15 protein-coding genes and 1 pseudogene are annotated in these 16958 nt (G+C 63.2%); 6 read left to right on the forward strand and 10 right to left on the reverse strand.

Annotation, left to right across the window (positions count from 1 at the left end; translation table 11 throughout):
- Nucleotides 1–565 precede the first annotated feature (565 nt).
- The gene (locus J6497_RS30465) at nt 566–2263 is read right to left on the reverse strand and encodes a diguanylate cyclase domain-containing protein (protein WP_225707939.1); all 1698 of its coding nucleotides are present in this window, start codon (nt 2261–2263) and stop codon (nt 566–568) included.
- A gap of 109 nt (nt 2264–2372) precedes the next feature.
- On the opposite strand from J6497_RS30465, the gene J6497_RS30470 reads away from it, so the two are divergent.
- Nucleotides 2373–3062, forward strand: a complete 690-nt coding sequence (locus J6497_RS30470) for a YggS family pyridoxal phosphate-dependent enzyme (protein WP_225707940.1) — start codon at nt 2373–2375, stop codon at nt 3060–3062.
- 144 nt (nt 3063–3206) lie between these two features.
- On the opposite strand, the gene J6497_RS30475 is transcribed toward J6497_RS30470, so the two are convergent.
- The gene (locus J6497_RS30475) at nt 3207–3776 is read right to left on the reverse strand and encodes a L,D-transpeptidase family protein (protein ID WP_225707941.1); all 570 of its coding nucleotides are present in this window, start codon (nt 3774–3776) and stop codon (nt 3207–3209) included.
- A 215-nt stretch (nt 3777–3991) separates the two neighbouring features.
- On the opposite strand from J6497_RS30475, the gene J6497_RS30480 reads away from it, so the two are divergent.
- Entirely contained in the window at nt 3992–4678 is a 687-nt protein-coding gene (locus J6497_RS30480; RefSeq protein WP_027582830.1) for a response regulator transcription factor, read from the forward strand.
- A gap of 41 nt (nt 4679–4719) precedes the next feature.
- Nucleotides 4720–5163, forward strand: coding sequence for a cyclic nucleotide-binding domain-containing protein (locus tag J6497_RS30485; RefSeq protein WP_225707942.1), 444 nt, complete (start codon nt 4720–4722; stop codon nt 5161–5163).
- Between the two features lie 259 nt (nt 5164–5422).
- Here J6497_RS30485 and J6497_RS30490 read toward each other — a convergent pair whose 3' ends face one another.
- The 4 genes from J6497_RS30490 to J6497_RS30505 form a co-directional block, all read right to left on the reverse strand.
- The gene (locus tag J6497_RS30490; protein WP_225707943.1) at nt 5423–6238 is read right to left on the reverse strand and encodes an exodeoxyribonuclease III; all 816 of its coding nucleotides are present in this window, start codon (nt 6236–6238) and stop codon (nt 5423–5425) included.
- 156 nt (nt 6239–6394) lie between these two features.
- Entirely contained in the window at nt 6395–7201 is an 807-nt protein-coding gene (locus J6497_RS30495) for an outer membrane lipoprotein carrier protein LolA (RefSeq protein WP_225707944.1), read from the reverse strand.
- Nucleotides 7202–7301: 100 nt separating this feature from the next.
- A complete protein-coding gene (locus J6497_RS30500; protein ID WP_225707945.1) occupies nt 7302–9758 on the reverse strand; it encodes a DNA translocase FtsK in 2457 nt (818 codons plus the stop codon).
- Nucleotides 9759–9776: 18 nt separating this feature from the next.
- Nucleotides 9777–11003, reverse strand: coding sequence for an aminotransferase class I/II-fold pyridoxal phosphate-dependent enzyme (locus J6497_RS30505; protein ID WP_225707946.1), 1227 nt, complete (start codon nt 11001–11003; stop codon nt 9777–9779).
- 176 nt (nt 11004–11179) lie between these two features.
- On the opposite strand from J6497_RS30505, the gene J6497_RS30510 reads away from it, so the two are divergent.
- Together J6497_RS30510 and J6497_RS30515 are read left to right on the forward strand one after the other, a co-directional pair.
- Nucleotides 11180–11416, forward strand: coding sequence for an AbrB/MazE/SpoVT family DNA-binding domain-containing protein (locus tag J6497_RS30510; protein ID WP_225707947.1), 237 nt, complete (start codon nt 11180–11182; stop codon nt 11414–11416).
- A complete protein-coding gene (locus tag J6497_RS30515; protein ID WP_225707948.1) occupies nt 11413–11823 on the forward strand; it encodes a type II toxin-antitoxin system VapC family toxin in 411 nt (136 codons plus the stop codon). The genes J6497_RS30510 and J6497_RS30515 overlap by 4 nt, the downstream gene beginning before the upstream one ends.
- Before the next feature lie 150 nt (nt 11824–11973).
- Here the strand turns inward: J6497_RS30515 and J6497_RS30520 are convergent, their stop codons facing one another.
- From J6497_RS30520 to J6497_RS30535, 4 genes and pseudogenes are all read right to left on the reverse strand, one after another.
- On the reverse strand, nt 11974–13416 hold the full coding sequence (locus tag J6497_RS30520) for an ammonium transporter (protein WP_225707949.1): 1443 nt from the start codon (nt 13414–13416) through the stop codon (nt 11974–11976).
- Between the two features lie 38 nt (nt 13417–13454).
- Entirely contained in the window at nt 13455–13793 is a 339-nt protein-coding gene (locus J6497_RS30525) for a P-II family nitrogen regulator (protein WP_225707950.1), read from the reverse strand.
- Between the two features lie 305 nt (nt 13794–14098).
- Nucleotides 14099–15398: pseudogene (locus tag J6497_RS30530) on the reverse strand (ammonium transporter).
- Between the two features lie 72 nt (nt 15399–15470).
- On the reverse strand, nt 15471–15809 hold the full coding sequence (locus J6497_RS30535; RefSeq protein ID WP_028164749.1) for a P-II family nitrogen regulator: 339 nt from the start codon (nt 15807–15809) through the stop codon (nt 15471–15473).
- Nucleotides 15810–16060: 251 nt separating this feature from the next.
- Between J6497_RS30535 and J6497_RS30540 the strand changes: the two genes are divergently transcribed.
- Nucleotides 16061–16945: a DUF4339 domain-containing protein gene (locus J6497_RS30540; RefSeq protein WP_225707951.1), complete on the forward strand. Its 885-nt coding sequence runs from the start codon at nt 16061–16063 to the stop codon at nt 16943–16945.
- Nucleotides 16946–16958: the final 13 nt, after the last annotated feature.

Here is a 16958-nt window from a genome sequence, read left to right on the forward strand (position 1 = left end):
GCACCCGTGGGCCCCGTGCAACAAAAAGCTCGGGGGTAGGACCACAGGTCAACCGAAGCAACTCCGGCTTTCCCTGCGCAGTGGTTTACGGCTTACTTCGTGCTCTTCCCGGTGACCGGGCTTTCTTGCCACCGTCGCCTCTCGCGCAAACTTGCTTCGCGCAAAAAACTTAGCGCCAGCGTCGGGGCGCCAGAACCACACGACTTCGCCGTCCACGGATAGTCACGCTCGTCAGTCGCAACACCCGCGTCCACCGCATCTCACCGCACGTTCGTGACGATCGCGAGCCGCCCCTCATCCGCCGTGAGACGCGCGGAGTTAAATCACTGATTTGCCCGACGACGGAAGCGGAATGTTTTTCGCGCGAGGGGTGGACGGGGCAAATCATCTTGGAATCACTGGCGAATTCTTCTCCGCCGTCATTCCGGGGCGCGCCTCTTGGCGCGAGCCCGGAATCCATTGAGCCACGGGCGCTGCGGAGAAATGGATTCCGGGCTCGATGCTTCGCATCGCCCCGGAATGACGGAAAAAATGGACCTTGTCCTCCTGAAATCACGAAACGAGATCAGCTCGCCATCGCCATTTCTGCCGCGCCCTTCGAGCCTTGCACAAGGCCGTGCTCGACGACGGTGTTGCGGCCCAGGTGTTTGGCGGCGTAGAGGGCGGCGTCGGCGGCTTCGATCAGATCGCCGGGGTTGAGCGACGGGCTCGGCTTGGTGCAGGCCACGCCGATGCTGGCGGTGACGATCTGGTGGCTGGAGGTCGCGTGCGGCAGGCGGAGATCCTGCACCGCGGCGCGCACGATCTCGCCGACCTCTTTCGCGCGCCCGGCACTGGTATTCGGCAACAACAGGCAGAATTCCTCGCCGCCATAGCGGCAGGCGAAGCCCAGCGTGTCGGCGGCGATGCCGGAGAGCGTCTCGCCGAGCCTCGTCAGGCAGGCGTCGCCTTCGGGATGGCCGTAGGTGTCGTTGTAGAGCTTGAAGTGATCGACATCGATCATCAGGAGCGACAGCTCGCAATCATATTGCTGCCCCTTCATCCACTCGAAATCGAGCCGGCTCTGGAAGCCGCGGCGATTGGCAAGCCCCGAGAGCACGTCGATTGAAGCCATCACCGTCAGGCGGTCGTTGGTCGCGACGAGATCGCGTTCGCGCTGGCTGAGCTGCGCGGCCATCGCATTGAAGGCGCGGGCGAGAGGAACGAACTCCGCCGGCAGCTTGTTCTTCGCGACGCGCACCGACCAATCGCCCTCGCCGAAGCGCTTGGCCATGTGGGTCATCACGTCGATCGGATGGATGATCAGTTTCTCCGCGCCGACGAGCGCGCCGAACAGCACCAGCAGGCAGACGAAGCCGAGCTGCCAGTAGGCGGTGCGGATATCGCCATCGATCGCTGCCGTCACCTTGGCCTCATCGATGCTGACGATCAGCCGCGAGCGCGTGCCGGGAATACGCGCAAAGCTGATCGTGCGGTTCGTGCCATCCGCCGCGGTGAAGGAAATCGAGCCGGAGGACTCACCGTAACTAAGCGCTTTATCCGCGATTGCGGACAGCAGCGGCACGGTGTCCAATGAGCGGCCGATCATGCCCGCCTGATCCAGAGGTGCCGCGAGAACCGTACCGGCACTGTCGACCAAAACAGAGGAAACGCCGGCTCGTCCACCGTAATTGGTCATGATCTTGGACATCCAGTCCAGATTGATCGCGGCGAGAACCACGGAGTCGGTTTCATTGTTGATGGCGGCCACCGGGTAAGCGGCCATCACGACTGGCGTGTTGGTGGGACGGGCCACGATGAAATCGCTCAGGACGAATTCCCGGTGCGCCCGGGCTTCCGTTACATAGGGCCGGTCACTGAGATCGAGGCCGACATAGGTGTTGTTGGTGGCGCACTGGACACGGTCGTCGCTGCCGAGAAACATCAGGCTGCGGATCCAGGGCATGTTGGCGGGCACGCTGGCGCGCAGGATCTCGCAGCTCTTGCCGATGCCGCCGGCGGATGCGCGGATATAGGCGGTGGATTTCAGCACCGTCTCGACCGAGGAGATGACCTCGCGCTGGGCGTCGGCGCTATGTGCCGCTAGCGCAGCGAATTCTTCGGCGGCGTGCGCGAGCTGCTTGGCCCGCGAATCTTCCAGGGTGCGGACGCGGTCCAGCATCAACGGGGCCACCAGCAACAGCGCGAGCAGGGCCAGCCGCGCGCGAATACCCAGAAGATTCTTGAGTTTGGCGCGTTGGCGGTTGAAATTAATTTTAGACATCAATGTCCCCTGCCCCACTGGTGAAAGTAGAACAAAGGGTTCAAGAAGCTTTTCCCGGATTTGGTAAAATTCGAGGAAACCCCCGGAAGAGTACGCGTTGGTAGATGACATGACACCGGAAAACACAGCGCCGCTAACCGCGCATTCACCAAACGGTCTCGCAGAGGTCGAGGCGGAAATCGCACGCGCCTGCAAGGATGCGCGTCGGGATCGTAGCTCGGTGACGTTGATCGCCGTGTCGAAAACCTTCGGCGCAGATGCAATTTCGCCCGTAGTCGCGGCCGGCCAGCGGGTTTTCGGGGAGAATCGCGTGCAGGAGGCCAAGGCGAAGTGGCCTTCCTTGATGCAGGCGCATCCCGGCATCGTGCTGCACTTGATCGGGCCGCTGCAATCCAACAAAGCCAAGGAGGCGGTGGCGTTGTTCGATGCCATCCATTCGGTGGACCGCCCCAGCATTTGCGAAGCATTAGCCAAAGAAATCAAAAACCAGAACCGGCAGCCGCAATTGTTCGTCCAGATCAATACCGGCGAGGAATCGCAAAAAGCGGGCGTCGCTCCCTCTGATGCGGATGCCTTTATCGCACGCTGCCGAGAGCATTACGGGCTCCCGATTTCCGGCCTGATGTGCATCCCGCCGGTCAACGAGCCCCCTGCTCCGCATTTTGCGCTGACGGCCAAGATCGCCGCGCGCAATGGTCTGACAAATCTCTCGATGGGCATGAGCGCCGATTTCGCCACCGCGATCCGGATGGGTGCGACCCATGTGCGCGTGGGATCTGCGATTTTCGGGGCGCGGTGAGCGCGTAGAGAAACACCCGCAAGGGCTAGTCTGTCCCCTCACCCTGAGGCCGCGCAGCGGCCGTCTCCAAGGGCGAGGCCACCAGCGGGGGCCTCGTGGTTCGAGACGCGCTGCGCGCTCCTCACCATGAGGGTTGAGAGTTTTCTATCCGATCACGATTCTCGTCTGCGGGTTCATCCGCCGCAGCAGCCGCAGCATCGAGGACTTCGTCATCGAAACGCAACCGGCGGTCGGCGCGAAATTTGGACGGGCGAGATGCAGGAACACCGCGCTGCCGCGGCCGGCGATGCGCGGGGCGGTGTTGTGGTCGATCTCGATGATAAAGTCATAGAGATGATCCTCGCGCGTCAGCCGGTCACCGTTCTGCGCGCGGGTCAGCTGCACGGGCTGGTTGTAGTGGCGATCGCGCGGATCCTCGCACCAGGCATCCTCACGCCGGATCGGGCGGGTCGGCAGGAAACTGCGCGGTCGTGGGGAGCGGTCCGCGCGCCACCACAATTGCCGTGGGTGGAAAACCCCCCGGGGTGTGCCGCCATCGCCCTCGCGCTTGTTGGCGAGGATGCCGCCCCAGCCGAGCGCCACCGGCACCGACCAGCCATCGGCGGTCAGCCACCCCCGGCACGGATTACCGGCGGCGGCGTGAACGCGAATCAGGGACAGCGGTCGATCACGCCCGGTTGTCTGATAAGTGATTGAAACGTTGGAGCTTCCCATGCAAATGCGGCGGGTTCCACCCTTGCCTCCCCGGCCTCGATTGTTCTATCTCGCCCTATTGCAGCACATTCGTCCAACCGGCCGCTGATTTGGGATAGACTGTGTTCGGCTTGTGAATCGGCAACGATCGACTACCTAAATATGAGTCTCGCTATCAAGTCCCGGCCAAAGCGCTTTCCGCTTGTCCGCTGCCCGCCTCCAAGAGGATCGTACCTATGGCCAACGCCCGCAAGATTTTGATCGTGGATGATGACACCGATTTGCGTGACACGCTCGTCGAGCAGCTTTCGTTGCATGAGGAATTCGAGGCCTCCGCGGTTGATACCGGCGCCAAGGGTGCCAGCGCCGCCAAAACCAACTCTCCCGATCTGGTCCTGATGGATGTAGGCCTTCCCGATACCGATGGCCGCGAGGTGGTACGGTCCTTGCGCAAGGGTGGCTTCAAGGCACCGATCATCATGCTGACGGGGCATGACACCGATTCGGACACCATCCTGGGCCTGGAATCCGGCGCCAACGACTATGTGGCAAAGCCCTTCCGCTTCGCGGTGTTGCTGGCCCGGATCCGGGCCCAGCTCCGGCAGCACGAGGCGAGCGAAGACGCGGTATTCTCCGTCGGTCCCTACAGCTTCCGCCCCGGCTCGAAAATGCTGACCGCCGCCAATGCGCGGAAGGTGCGGCTGACCGAGAAGGAAACCGCGATCCTGCGGTTCCTCTACCGTGCGGGTCAGATGCCGGTGTCGCGAGAGACGCTATTGCAGGAGGTCTGGGGCTACAATTCCGGCGTCACCACCCACACGCTGGAGACGCATATCTACCGGCTCCGGCAGAAGATCGAGAAGGACGCCGCCAATCCCGAGATCCTGGTGACGGAAGCCGGTGGCTACAAGCTGGTGCCGTGATACGATTCGGTCACGAATCGTACCCCCGGTCACCGGCCTGAATGTCGATCGAAGATGACGTAGCGCTGCTTGAACGCGTCTCCACCTTGCGCCTGCTGGGGGATACTGCGTTGCGCATGCTCGCGATCGGCTCCGAACAGCGCAATTTCGAACGTGGCGATGTTCTGTTCCATGCTGGCGACCAGGCGGACGCGGGCTATGTCGTCCAGTATGGCGCCTTCCGTGTCGAGGACGGCGGCGCCGAGATCATCGCCGGCCCCGGCGCGCTGATCGGCGAGCTCGCGCTCATCGTGCCGATGAAACGGCCGTCGACTGCGACCGCGCTGGAGCGTTCCACCTGCATTCGAATCGCGCGCAGCCTGTTTCAGCGCGTGCTCGAGAGTGATCCTGCCGCGGCGCGGAAACTGCGCGACGAATTCGCCAAGCGCACCAGCCAAATCGCCAGCGATATCGTGGTGGCGGGCAGGAAGATGGGTAAGTCGTAGTTCTCCGTCGTCCCGGCGACGAGAATACAGGCGTTTCAGTTCTGCGACGCCCGTGCGGCAAACTCCCGCCTCTCCCCTTGTGGGAGAGGCCGGATTTCGCGCGTAAGCGGGAAATCCGGGTGAGGGGTATGTCTCCGCGAGCTCAAGTCCCTCGATGGACCGGGACCCCTCACCCGGATTGCATTCCGCTGCGCTGCATGCAATCCGGCCTCTCCCACAAGGGGAGAGGCGGCCCTGAGCAAGCGGAAGCTGCGCAGCGCTACACCTCCAGCGTGACCGTCACCGGCACGTGATCCGATGGGCGCTCCCAGCCGCGGGCGTCGCGGGCGATCTTGAAATCGGTGACGCTGTCCTTCAGCGCGCGCGAGACCCAGATATGGTCGAGCCGGCGGCCGCGGTCGCCGACGGTCCAGTCGGCGGCGCGGTAGCTCCACCAGGTGTAGACTTTTTCGGAGAGCGGAATTCGCTCGCGCGCGACGTCGAACCATTCGCCGTGCACCTGGGCTGCGAGCAGTTTCTCGCATTCGATCGGCGTATGCGAGACGACCTTCAAAAGCTGCTTGTGCGACCACACGTCGTTCTCATGGGGCGCCACGTTGAGATCGCCGACCAGGATGTGGCGATCGCCGCCGCGCGGATGCAAGGGCTCGCAGGATTTCATCTCGTCGAGGAATTGCAGCTTGTGCTCGAATTTCGGATTGAGTGCGGGATCGGGGATGTCGCCGCCGGCCGGCACATAGAAGTTATGTAGCACCAGCGGCTGTGAAAGCTGCGCCTTGCCGCCGAACTCGACCGAGATGTGGCGGGAATCGATCTTGTCGCAGAAGGTGCGGATGTCAGTCTTCTCGAACGGCACTTTCGAGATGATGGCGACGCCGTGATAGCCCTTCTGTCCGTTCAGTGCGACGTGCTCATAGCCGAGCCGCTTGAAGCGCTTCAGCGGAAAGGCGTCGTCGATGCATTTGGTTTCCTGAAGACAGAGCACGTCCGGCCGCGCCTGCTTGATGAATTTGGCGACGAGGTCGATGCGCAGGCGCACCGAGTTGATGTTCCAGGTTGTCAGGGAAAGACGCATGGGAAATGCGTCTTAGCATGAATTGCGGCGGCGGACAGGATTGTCCACAGGGAGCGCGGGGACGTAGGATGGGTAGAGCGCAGCGAAACCCATCAATTGCTGCCGCGGTGAAGATGATGGGTTTCGCTGCGCTCTACCCATCCTACATGAGCGCAACTAACCCGGCGGGGTCTGGTAGTTCGTGAAATCGATCTTGAACAGGCCGGGATCGACCTTCTTCGTGGTATCGAGATTGTAGACGGCAACGGTGGTGTCGTAGCCTTGCGGATCGGTGACGGTCCACTGCTTGAGCTGGCCGTCCTTGGCGCCGACCATCAGCATCAAGCGGCTGGTGCCGATCAGCGCTTGCTTCTCCTCGATGGTGATCGAGATGAAGACGTCGTCGGCGGTGACGCTGACGACGTTGGTGTCCTTCATCAGGTCGATGCGGTCGGACAGGAGATAGCGCAGCGGCGTTTGCGACAGCGGATAGATATCCTGCGTGGCGAGCTTGCGGTCGCGCACCGCGACCGATGAGCCGTCGGCGACGATGTCGATCGGGCTCGGCGGCTCATATTCGAAGCGCACCTTGCCGGGCTTCTGGATGTAGAAATCGCCCTTGGTCTTGGAGCCGTCCGGGCCGACCTGCACGAAGCTGCCGGACAGCGTCTGCAGCGATGAGAGATAGTTGCTGACTTTTGCGGCTTGCGCCTTCTGGTTGGAATCGAAGGTTGCGAAGATGTTGGCGGGGACGTTGCGGCGCGGATCGGGGATGACGGGGGTCGGCGGCGTCTGCTGGGTCGAGCCTGTCGTGGCCGGGCTCTTCTGCTCCTGCGCGCTCATCTGCGTGCCGTCGCGGCCCTTCGGCGCGGGCTTCGGCACCGGCACGTTCTGCGCGGACGAAGGCGCGGCGCCGGCGATCGACGTGGCGATCAGGATCGCCAATCCGGAATGGATGGCGCGATAGGCGTGGTATTTGGCCATTCGGTATTTCGGATTCTGATGCAACGCGTGTTCCGATGACTAGTTTATCGTGCGTAGTGCCGCGGGGATATTGGCTTTTCCGTGAAATTCTCGGGCAGAATCACATACTGCCTTCTTCCTCGATCAGGATCTCGCGTTTGCCGGCATGATTGGCCTGGCCGACGATGCCTTCGAGTTCCATCCGCTCCATCAATGAGGCCGCACGGTTGTAGCCGATCTGCAGGCGCCGTTGAATATAAGAAGTTGACGCCTTGCGGTCGCGTTTGACGATCGCGACCGCCTGCGTATAGAGGTCGCCGCCGCCATCCCCGCCCATGCCGGTGGAATCGAATACCGCGCCATCCTCGTCCGTCGGCTCTTCCGCGGTCACGGCTTCCAGATATTCCGGCTGCCCCTGTGTCTTGAGATGGCGCACCACCTTCTCGACTTCCTCGTCGGAGGCAAACGGGCCGTGCACGCGGCTGATGCGGCCGCCGCCGGCCATGTAGAGCATGTCGCCCTGGCCGAGCAGTTGCTCGGCGCCCATTTCGCCCAGGATGGTGCGGCTGTCGATCTTCGAGGTGACCTGGAAGGCGATGCGGGTCGGGAAGTTGGCCTTGATGGTGCCCGTGATGACGTCGACCGACGGACGTTGGGTCGCGAGGATCACGTGGAGACCCGCGGCGCGCGCCATCTGTGCAAGACGCTGCACCGCGCCTTCGATATCCTTGCCAGCGACCATCATCAGGTCGGCCATCTCGTCAACGATGATGACGATGTAGGGCAACGGATCGAGGTCGAGCTTCTCCTCCTCGTAGATCGCCTTGCCGGTCTCCTTGTCGAAGCCGGTGTGCACGGTGCGCGTGAGGTCTTCGCCTTTGCCCTTTGCCTCGACCAGGCGCGCGTTGTAGCCGTCGATGTTGCGCACCCCTAGCTTGGCCATCTTCTTGTAGCGCTCTTCCATCTCGCGCACGGCCCATTTCAGCGCGACCACCGCTTTCTTGGGATCGGTGACGACGGGTGTCAGAAGATGCGGGATGCCGTCATAGACGGAGAGCTCGAGCATCTTGGGATCGACCATGATCAGGCGGCACTGGTCGGGGCGCAGCCGATAGAGCAGGCTCAGGATCATGGTGTTGATCGCGACCGATTTGCCGGAGCCGGTGGTGCCGGCGATCAGCATATGCGGCGTGCGCGCGAGGTCGATGATGACGGGTTCGCCGCCGATGCTCTTACCGAGACAGAGCGGCAGCTTTGCCACCGACTCCATCGCTTCCTTCGCGGTCAGGAGTTCGCGCAGGTAGACCTTTTCGCGATGCCCGTTCGGCAGTTCGATGCCGATGGCGTTGCGGCCGGCGACGACGGCGACGCGGGCCGACAGCGCACTCATCGAGCGCGCGATGTCGTCGGCGAGACCAATCACGCGCGACGACTTGATGCCGGGGGCGGGCTCGAGCTCGTACAGAGTCACCACCGGACCCGGATTGGCTTTGACGATCTCGCCGCGGACGCCGAAATCCTGCAGCACGCCTTCGAGCGCGCGGGAATTGGCTTCCAGCTCGGCTTTGCTGAGCGGCTGGCGGTCGGCGGCCTTCGGCGCCGACAGCACGGAGACCGACGGCAATTCGAACTTGTCGGAGGATTTTTTCTTGGCGCGCGGCTCGGCCTTCTTGCGCGGGGCGCGGGCGACGGGGGCTTCCTCTTCTGCCTCCTCCTCTTCTTCCTCTTCGATCTCGTCGTCGAATTCCTCGCTGGCCTCCGGGACCACGGAGGGCGCGGCGCGGCCGCCGAGACTCGGCTCCTGCCGTTCGAACGCGCCCGTGCCGCGCTGTGGCGCACTCGAGACCAGCGAGCGATAGGCGGTGGCGAGCAGCCAGCTGAGCCGCGCCTTTGCGCTCATCAGCGCATGGAACAGCCAGCCGAGCGAGACCGAGCTGCGGTCCTCATCGTCCTCTTCGACGAACGGCTCGTCATGATCCTCGATCGCCGTCGGCTCTTCTTCGCTTTCCTTCGCGCCCCAGCCGCAGGCGAACAGGAAGCTCGCGGTCGCCGCGACGAACAGGATGGCGCCGAGCACCAGGCGATAGATCAGTCCGGCCGGACCGAACACCACTGCGGGCGCGCGCACCAGCGCATCGCCGACCACGCCGCCGAGCCCGGTCGGCAATGGCCAGGCGCCATTATGCGGAAAGCAGCTCGCAAAACCGGCGGCGATCACGGTGGCAAGGATCCAGCACGCCAGCCGCAGCGCTTCGCGGTCGAACGGGCGATGCGTCAGCATGCGCCAGCCCCACACTGCGATGGGCAGGATCAGCATGATGGCGCCAAGGCCCAGGATCTGCATCAAGAGGTCGGCGCCGATCGCGCCGGGATAGCCGAGGATGTTGCGGATCGAGCGCGAGGTGGCGTGGCTCAGACTCGGGTCCTGCACCGACCACGTCATCAGTGCCGCGGCGGCAAATCCTGCAAGCGTGATCAGGCACAGCCCGCCGAATTCTCGCACCCGCCGCTCCAGGGCTTCGCGGATCGGGACCGGCAGATGGCCGACCAGGGGAATGACACGTTCGATCGCTGGCATGCGCTTGTGGCCTTGCGATTAGCTCAGGGTTTCGACCAGGCGGTGCAGCGCCTCGGCCGTTGATTCACTGTCGGAGACCAGCGCGAGGCGGATATAGCCCGCGCTTGGATTGGAGCCGTCGGCTTGCGGCCGCGCCAGATAGCTGCCCGGGATCACGCGCACGCCGGCATCGCGATAAAGTTTCACCGTCGCCGCCTCGTCGCCGCCGCGCTCGGAGACGTTGAGCCAGACGCAGAAGCCGCCGGCCGGACGCCGATAGCCGTAGCGGCTGCCGAGGATCTGGTCGGCGAGGTCGAACTTGATCCGGTACAGCCGGCGGTTCTCCTCGACATGCGCCTCGTCGCTATAGGCGGCGACCGCGACATGCTGCAGCGGCACCGGCACTTGCGGTGCGGCGACGTTGCGCAGTTCGTGGAAGGCGGCGAGGAATTTCGCATCGCCGGCGGCGAAGCCGACGCGCATGCCCGGCAGGTTCGAGCGCTTCGAGAGCGACTGAAACACGACCACATTGGTGAAGTCGGAGCCGGCATGTTCCAGCGCGCTGCCGGGCGCTTCCTTGGTGTAGATCTCCGAATAGCATTCGTCGCTCAGGATGATGAATCCGAAGCGGTCGGCGAGTACTTTCAGCCGCGCGAAATAATCGCGCGAGGCCACCGCGCCTTGCGGATTTGCGGGCGAAGCGATGTAGAACGCCACCGTGCGCGCCAGCAGCGCGTCATCAAGCGCGTCGAGATCGGGCAGGAATCCGTTGGCCGGCGTGGTCGGCAGATAGACCTGCTCGCAGCCGGCGGCGCGGGCGCCGGCGCCATAGGCCGGATAGAACGGGTTCGGCATCAGGATCGCCGGCCCGCCCTGGCGTGGGCCGACATAGCGGGCGGCGGTGATGGCGGCGAAGAACAGGCCCTCGCGGCTGCCGTTCAGCACCAGCACTTCGCTCTCGGGATCGACCGGCCGCGGCAGGCGGAACCGGTTCGAGAGCCAGCCTGCTGCCGCGCGGCGGAACGGCTCGATGCCCCTGGCGAGCGGATAGCGGCCGAACTCGGCGGTGTGCTTTGCGAGCACCGGTCCAACAAAGGCCGGAACCGGGTGCTGCGGCTCGCCCAAGGACAGCGTAATCAATGGCTTGCCGGGCTGGTACGGCGCCAGCAGTTCGGCCGTGCGCGCAAACGGGGAACGCTCGGCCTGACCGGCCGGCATTACGCTGCCAGCGTCTTGCGCCACGCCAGAGGGAGCGGTCATTGCCATGTTCTTAAACGCCAGCACTTTCAACGCAGTCGAGGGGAATCCGGCTCGACCGTAAACCGATCAAGTCACCATAGATACGGCGAGGTTAAGACGCGATTAACCATCGGCGCCGCTGGACAATTTGCGTGGTATTACTATCTATTTCGCAAGTATTACCGACGAGCTGGAGCCCAACGATGACGACAACTGTCACTCGCAAAGGCCAAGTGACGATTCCAAAGCCGCTTCGCGATTACCTGGGTATCGGCCCTGGCAGCCAGGTCAATATTCGCCGTACCAACGATGGCAGCGTGCTGATCGAGAAAGCTGATGGACCGCGGCCGCCCAGCCGATTCGCCAAGGCGCGCGGCTCCGCGGGCCCGGGCATGACGACTGACGAACTGATGGCTCTTCTGCGTGATGAGCCGGAATGACCCTCGTCGATTCGAACGTCCTTCTTGATCTTGCGACCGACGACGAGAAATGGGCCGACTGGTCCCAGGCGCAGCTTGAGCAGACGGCTTCGGCTGGACCATTGCTCATCAACAACGTCATTTATGCAGAAGTCTCGATACGCTACGGCACAGTCGAAGCCGTCGACGGCACGCTCCGCGACCTGAGAATCGAGGTTGTAGAGATTCCGCGCGCTGCGCTCTTCCTTGCAGGCAAGGCGTATCTCCAATACCGCGCCGCCGGTGGCATCCGCACTGGGGTGTTGTCCGATTTCTTCATCGGTGCCCATGCTGCGGTCGAGCAACTGCCACTTCTGACGCGGGACGTGCGGCGCTATCGCACCTATTTTCCGACAGTCACGCTGATCGCGCCGGAAGGCGAACGGTAGCTTGGCAATTCTTTGTCTTTGGCAGCAGCCAAAAAAGAAAGGGGCTCCAACTTGCGCTGGAGCCCCTCAACGGTCGGGGCATTGCCGGGTATGTGCCCAAACCGTAGTTCTGGGTGCGACCCCCGGGAGAGGTCACACCCCCGGGAGAACTCACATGTTGTAAGCGCGCTCCGTGTGCTCGGTGATGTCGAGGCCCTCACGCTCGGTTTCGACGTTGGCGCGCAGGCCGACGATCACGTCGACGACCTTGTAGAGGATCGCCGACCCAATGCCCGACCACACCAGCGTGGTGCAGACGCCCCAGAACTGCGAGGTCATCTGGGCGACGAAGTCGTAGTCGGCGATCTTGCCGGCGACATAGTCCATCACGCCGGTGCCGCCGAGCGCCGGGTTCACCAGGATGCCGGTGCCGATCGCGCCGACGATGCCGCCGACGCAGTGGACGCCGAACACATCCAGCGAGTCGTCGTAGCCCAGTGCATTCTTCACCACGGTGCAGAAGAACAGGCAGACCACGCCGACCACGAGGCCGAGCACGATCGCGCCCATCGGGCCGGAGAAGCCGGCCGCTGGCGTCACCGCCACGAGGCCCGCGACCGCGCCGGAGATGGCGCCGAGCACGGAGGGATGACCCTTGATGATCCATTCCGCGAACATCCAGGACAACGCCGCCGCCGCGGTCGCGACGAAGGAGTTGGTCATGGCGAGCGCGGCGCCCCCGGAAGCCTCGAGGTTCGAACCGGCGTTGAAACCGAACCAGCCGACCCAGAGCAGCGAGGCGCCGATCATCGACATCGTGAGCGAGTGCGGAGCCATCAGCTCCTTGCCGTAGCCGGTGCGCTTGCCGAGCAGGAGCGCGCCGACCAGGCCGGCGATGCCGGCATTGATATGCACGACGGTGCCGCCCGCGAAGTCGATCGCACCCTTCTTGAAGATCCAGCCGGCGTCGGCGTTGATCTCGTCGAGCTTGGCCTGCGCTGCGGTCTTCGCCGCGCCGTCAGCCGCGGCCGCGAGCGCCTTCGCGGCATCCGTGATCGCATCCGGACCGGCCCAGTACCAGACCATGTGGGCGATCGGGAAGTAGATCAGCGTCACCCAGAGCGGAATGAACAGCGCCACCGCAGAGAACTTCATGCGCTCGGCGAAAGCGCCGACGATCAGCGCGGGCGTGATCGCCGCGAACGTCATCTGGAAGCAGATATAGACGAGTTCGGAGATGTTGGCGTCGACGCTGAAGGTGGCAGCCTTCGAATCCGGCGTCACGCCTGCGAGGAACGCCTTTGAAAAGCCGCCGATGAAGTCCGAGCCGCCGGTGAAAGCAAGGCTGTAGCCGTAGAGCGCCCAGAGCACGGTGACGATGCACACCGTGTAGAACACCTGCATCAGCACCGACAGCATGTTCTTGGAGCGGACCAGGCCGCCATAGAACAGCGCGAGGCCCGGGATCGTCATCAACAGCACGAGCACCGTCGACGTCATCATCCAGGCGTTGTCGCCCTTGTTGACGGTCGGTTCGGCATAGGCAGCGGTCGCAGCGAGCAGGCCGACCGCGAATGCCGCCAATCCCGCGCCGTGGGGACGTTTGAACGTCATGTTATTCTACTCCTGAATTGTAAGGTTTGAGCGCGAAATCAGAGGGCCGCGGCGTCGGCCTCGCCGGTGCGGATGCGCACCGCGTGGTCGAGGTTGATGACGAAGATCTTGCCGTCGCCGATCTGCCCGGTCTTTGCCGCCGATGTGATGGCGTCGATGGTCTTGTCCACTTGGCCGGCCGCAACCGCGACCTCGATCTTGATCTTGGGCAGGAAGCTCACGGCATATTCGGCGCCGCGATAGATCTCAGTGTGGCCCTTCTGACGCCCGTACCCCTTGACTTCCGTCACCGTGAGACCGTGAACGCCAATGGCGGTCAGGGCGTCGCGGACTTCTTCCAGCTTGAATGGCTTAATGATCGCCATAACAATTTTCATGTGTCCTATCCCGCTTGGGCCCGGCGCAGACGAACCGGGTGTTTTCGACTGAGATCCACCACGCGGAGAAAATTCACGACGCGGTCACAGTCGCTGGCGTTAGAATCAAATGCCGTGCCAGATCGACGGCGCTGCCTAACGGATTATGAATCCGCCGGTTTTCGCGCTTAACGGGAATTGGCCAGACCTGCGCTATTCCGCCGCGCTCAAAACGTAATCAGTGTAGCCCAATCCGTAGGCATGACAGAGTCTGGACATAATCCTGCCCAGCGGGGTGGCAGAGTGGCGGTAACTAAGTAGCGAAGCTACTGCAGCGCCTCGCCGTGCTGCGAAATATCCAGGCCCTCCAGCTCCTGCTGCAGCGATACCCGGAGCGGGACAAACACGCTGACCAGCTTTAGGAGCACGAAGGTCACCCCGCCGCACCACACCAAGGTGACGACGACGCCGAAGAGCTGGATCAGGAGCTGCTGCGGATGGCCCTCGAACAGGCCGGCGGTGCCGCCGATGGCGCTGGCGGCGAACACGCCCGCCAGCAGCGTGCCGGTCAACCCGCCGATGCCATGGACGCCAAACACGTCGAGCGAATCGTCATATTTGAAGCGGAGCTTCAGCCAGGTGCAGGCCCAGAAGCAGACGAGGCCCGCGATGACGCCGATGATGACCGCGTGCCAGGGTTCGACGAAGCCCGAGGCCGGCGTGATCGTGCCGAGCCCTGCGACCGCGCCCGAGATCATGCCGAGCACTGACGGCTTGCGCCGTGTCGCCCATTCGATCGCGCCCCAGGTCAGCGCGCCCGCGCATGCGGAAAGATGCGTGGCGATGATCGCCATCACCGCGCGCGAACTCACCGTCAAAGCCGATCCGCCATTGAAGCCGAACCAGCCGACCCAGAGCAGCCCGGTGCCGATCACCGCGAGCGACGGGTCGAACGGCGACAGGTTCTCGCTGCCATAGCCGTGGCGCCGTCCCAATACTTGTGCAGCGACCAATCCGCTGACGCCGGCCGAAAGATGCACCACGAGCCCACCGGCGAAATCCAGCACGCCGGCACTGGCGAGAAAGCCGCCGCCCCAGACCCAATGCGCCAGCGGCACATAAGCGAAGATGAACCAGCCGACCGAGAACCAGAGATAGGCGGAGAAGCGCATGCGGTCGGCCACCGAGCCTGCCACCAGCGCCACGGTGATGATCGCAAACGTCATCTGGAACAGCATGAACAGCGCTTCCGGGATCGTCTTCGCCGCCGGATTGACGCTGTCCATGGTCATGCCGGCAAGGAACCAGCGATCGAGCGTGCCGATCCATGTTCCATCGCCGACGAAGGCGAGCGAGTAGCCGAAAGTGACCCAGAGGATAGAGACGATCGCGACGGCCGCGAGACTCTGCCATCGTCGCCAGTACGTTCTTCTTGCGCACCATGCCGGAATAGAACAGCGCAAGCCCGGGGATCGTCATCATCAGCACCAGCGCAGTGGCGACGATGATCCAGGCGGTATCGACGGCGTTGATCGCCGACGTCTCGGCACGCGCCGGCGTTGCCAACAACAGCGCCGCAAGACCAAGCAGCCCGATCAGCCGCACGGCACGAAATGGTGCCCCCATGGTGTTTCCCAGCAGAAATGAAATGATGCCTGTTGATGTGACCGTCGGCGCTGTTGGCCCGCGTGAGAATTCTCAGAGCGCGTCGCTGTCGGTCTCGCCGGTGCGGATCCGCAGCGCGTGATCGATCGGCGTGACAAAGATCTTGCCATCGCCGATCTGGCCGGTGCGCGCCTTTGCGGTGATGACTTCGACCGCCTTGTCGGCGATGTCGGATGCGACCGCGATCTCGATGCGCAATTTGGGCAGGAAGTTCACGACATATTCTGCGCCGCGGTAGATCTCGGTGTGTCCCTTCTGACGCCCGTAGCCCTTCACCTCAGTCACGGTCATGCCGTGGACACCGATCTCGGTCAGCGCCTGGCGAACCTCGTCCAGCTTGAAGGGTTTGATGATGGCGACGACAAGTTTCATGGCTAGCGGCCCGCATTTTCCTTGAGCGCGGCCACCCCTGCTCTCCGGGTGGCCTCCGATGCCGGGCAATCTGGCATCTTTCTGGGCAAATGGCACAAAAAAGTTGCAGGTTTAGGGGGAAAACATTGGCAGGGGCGGGCCTCGCTCCCTGTACAGGGGACATGATCGTCCCTCACAATGCGGCTTTCCTGCTTCGCCAGTCGCTGTATTGGCGCGCGTTTGCACCAATCGCGTTCTCCTAAGGAAATGCCATGGCCGATCGATCCTGGTTTTATGCATCCGAGGGCCAGCAAAAGGGTCCATTTCCAGAATCCCAGCTTCACGATTTCATCGCCCGAGGCACCGTCGGGCCGGATACGCTGGTCTGGACCGAGGGGATGTCGGGCTGGCAGAAGGCGGGCGAAGTTCCTGGGCTGATCCCGGATAGCTCCGACCCACTGGCAACTGGACCTGGGAGCACTCCGACCGTCGGCGCCGCCAGCTATACCGGTGGCGCGTTGTCGATCGATTTCGAGGTCTGGGAGATCACCTGGCGAACCATCGTGCTCTGGTTGGGCCTGATCTTCATCATTCCGACGCCATGGGTCATCGTGATGTACTGCCGGTGGATCGTGTCCTCCGTGCACGTTCCAGGGCGACCCAATCTCTCGTTTACCGGTCAACCGCTGACGCTGTTCTGGTATTTCGCGGCGGTAGCGCTCTTTATTGCCGTCGCCATGATCGGCTCGGAGGTGCTGAACAACTTGATGTTGCTCGTCCAGATCGCGCTATACTGGCTGTTGATTAAATGGTTCGTAGCCAACATCGCCGCAAATGGCCAGCCGCTCGGCCTGAGTTTCAGCGGCTCGATCTGGGCCTATCTCGGCTGGAATATCTTTGTCGTACTTTCAGTGATTACCATCATCGGTTGGGCGTGGGTCTACACGGCGCAGGTGCGGTGGATCTGCCGCAATATCGACGGCACACGTCGCGAGGTGATCTTCAAGGCGTCGGGGCTGGACATGCTGTGGCGAACCATCGTGTTCGCGATCGGCTGCGCCTTCCTGATTCCGATTCCCTGGGCGTTGCGCTGGTACACGAAATGGTACGTGTCGCAATTCGCGCTGATCGAGCGCAGCACGCTCGCCAACGCGTAGCGTGATCGGATGA

This window comes from Bradyrhizobium cenepequi, from assembly GCF_020329485.1.
Lineage (GTDB): Bacteria > Pseudomonadota > Alphaproteobacteria > Rhizobiales > Xanthobacteraceae > Bradyrhizobium > Bradyrhizobium cenepequi.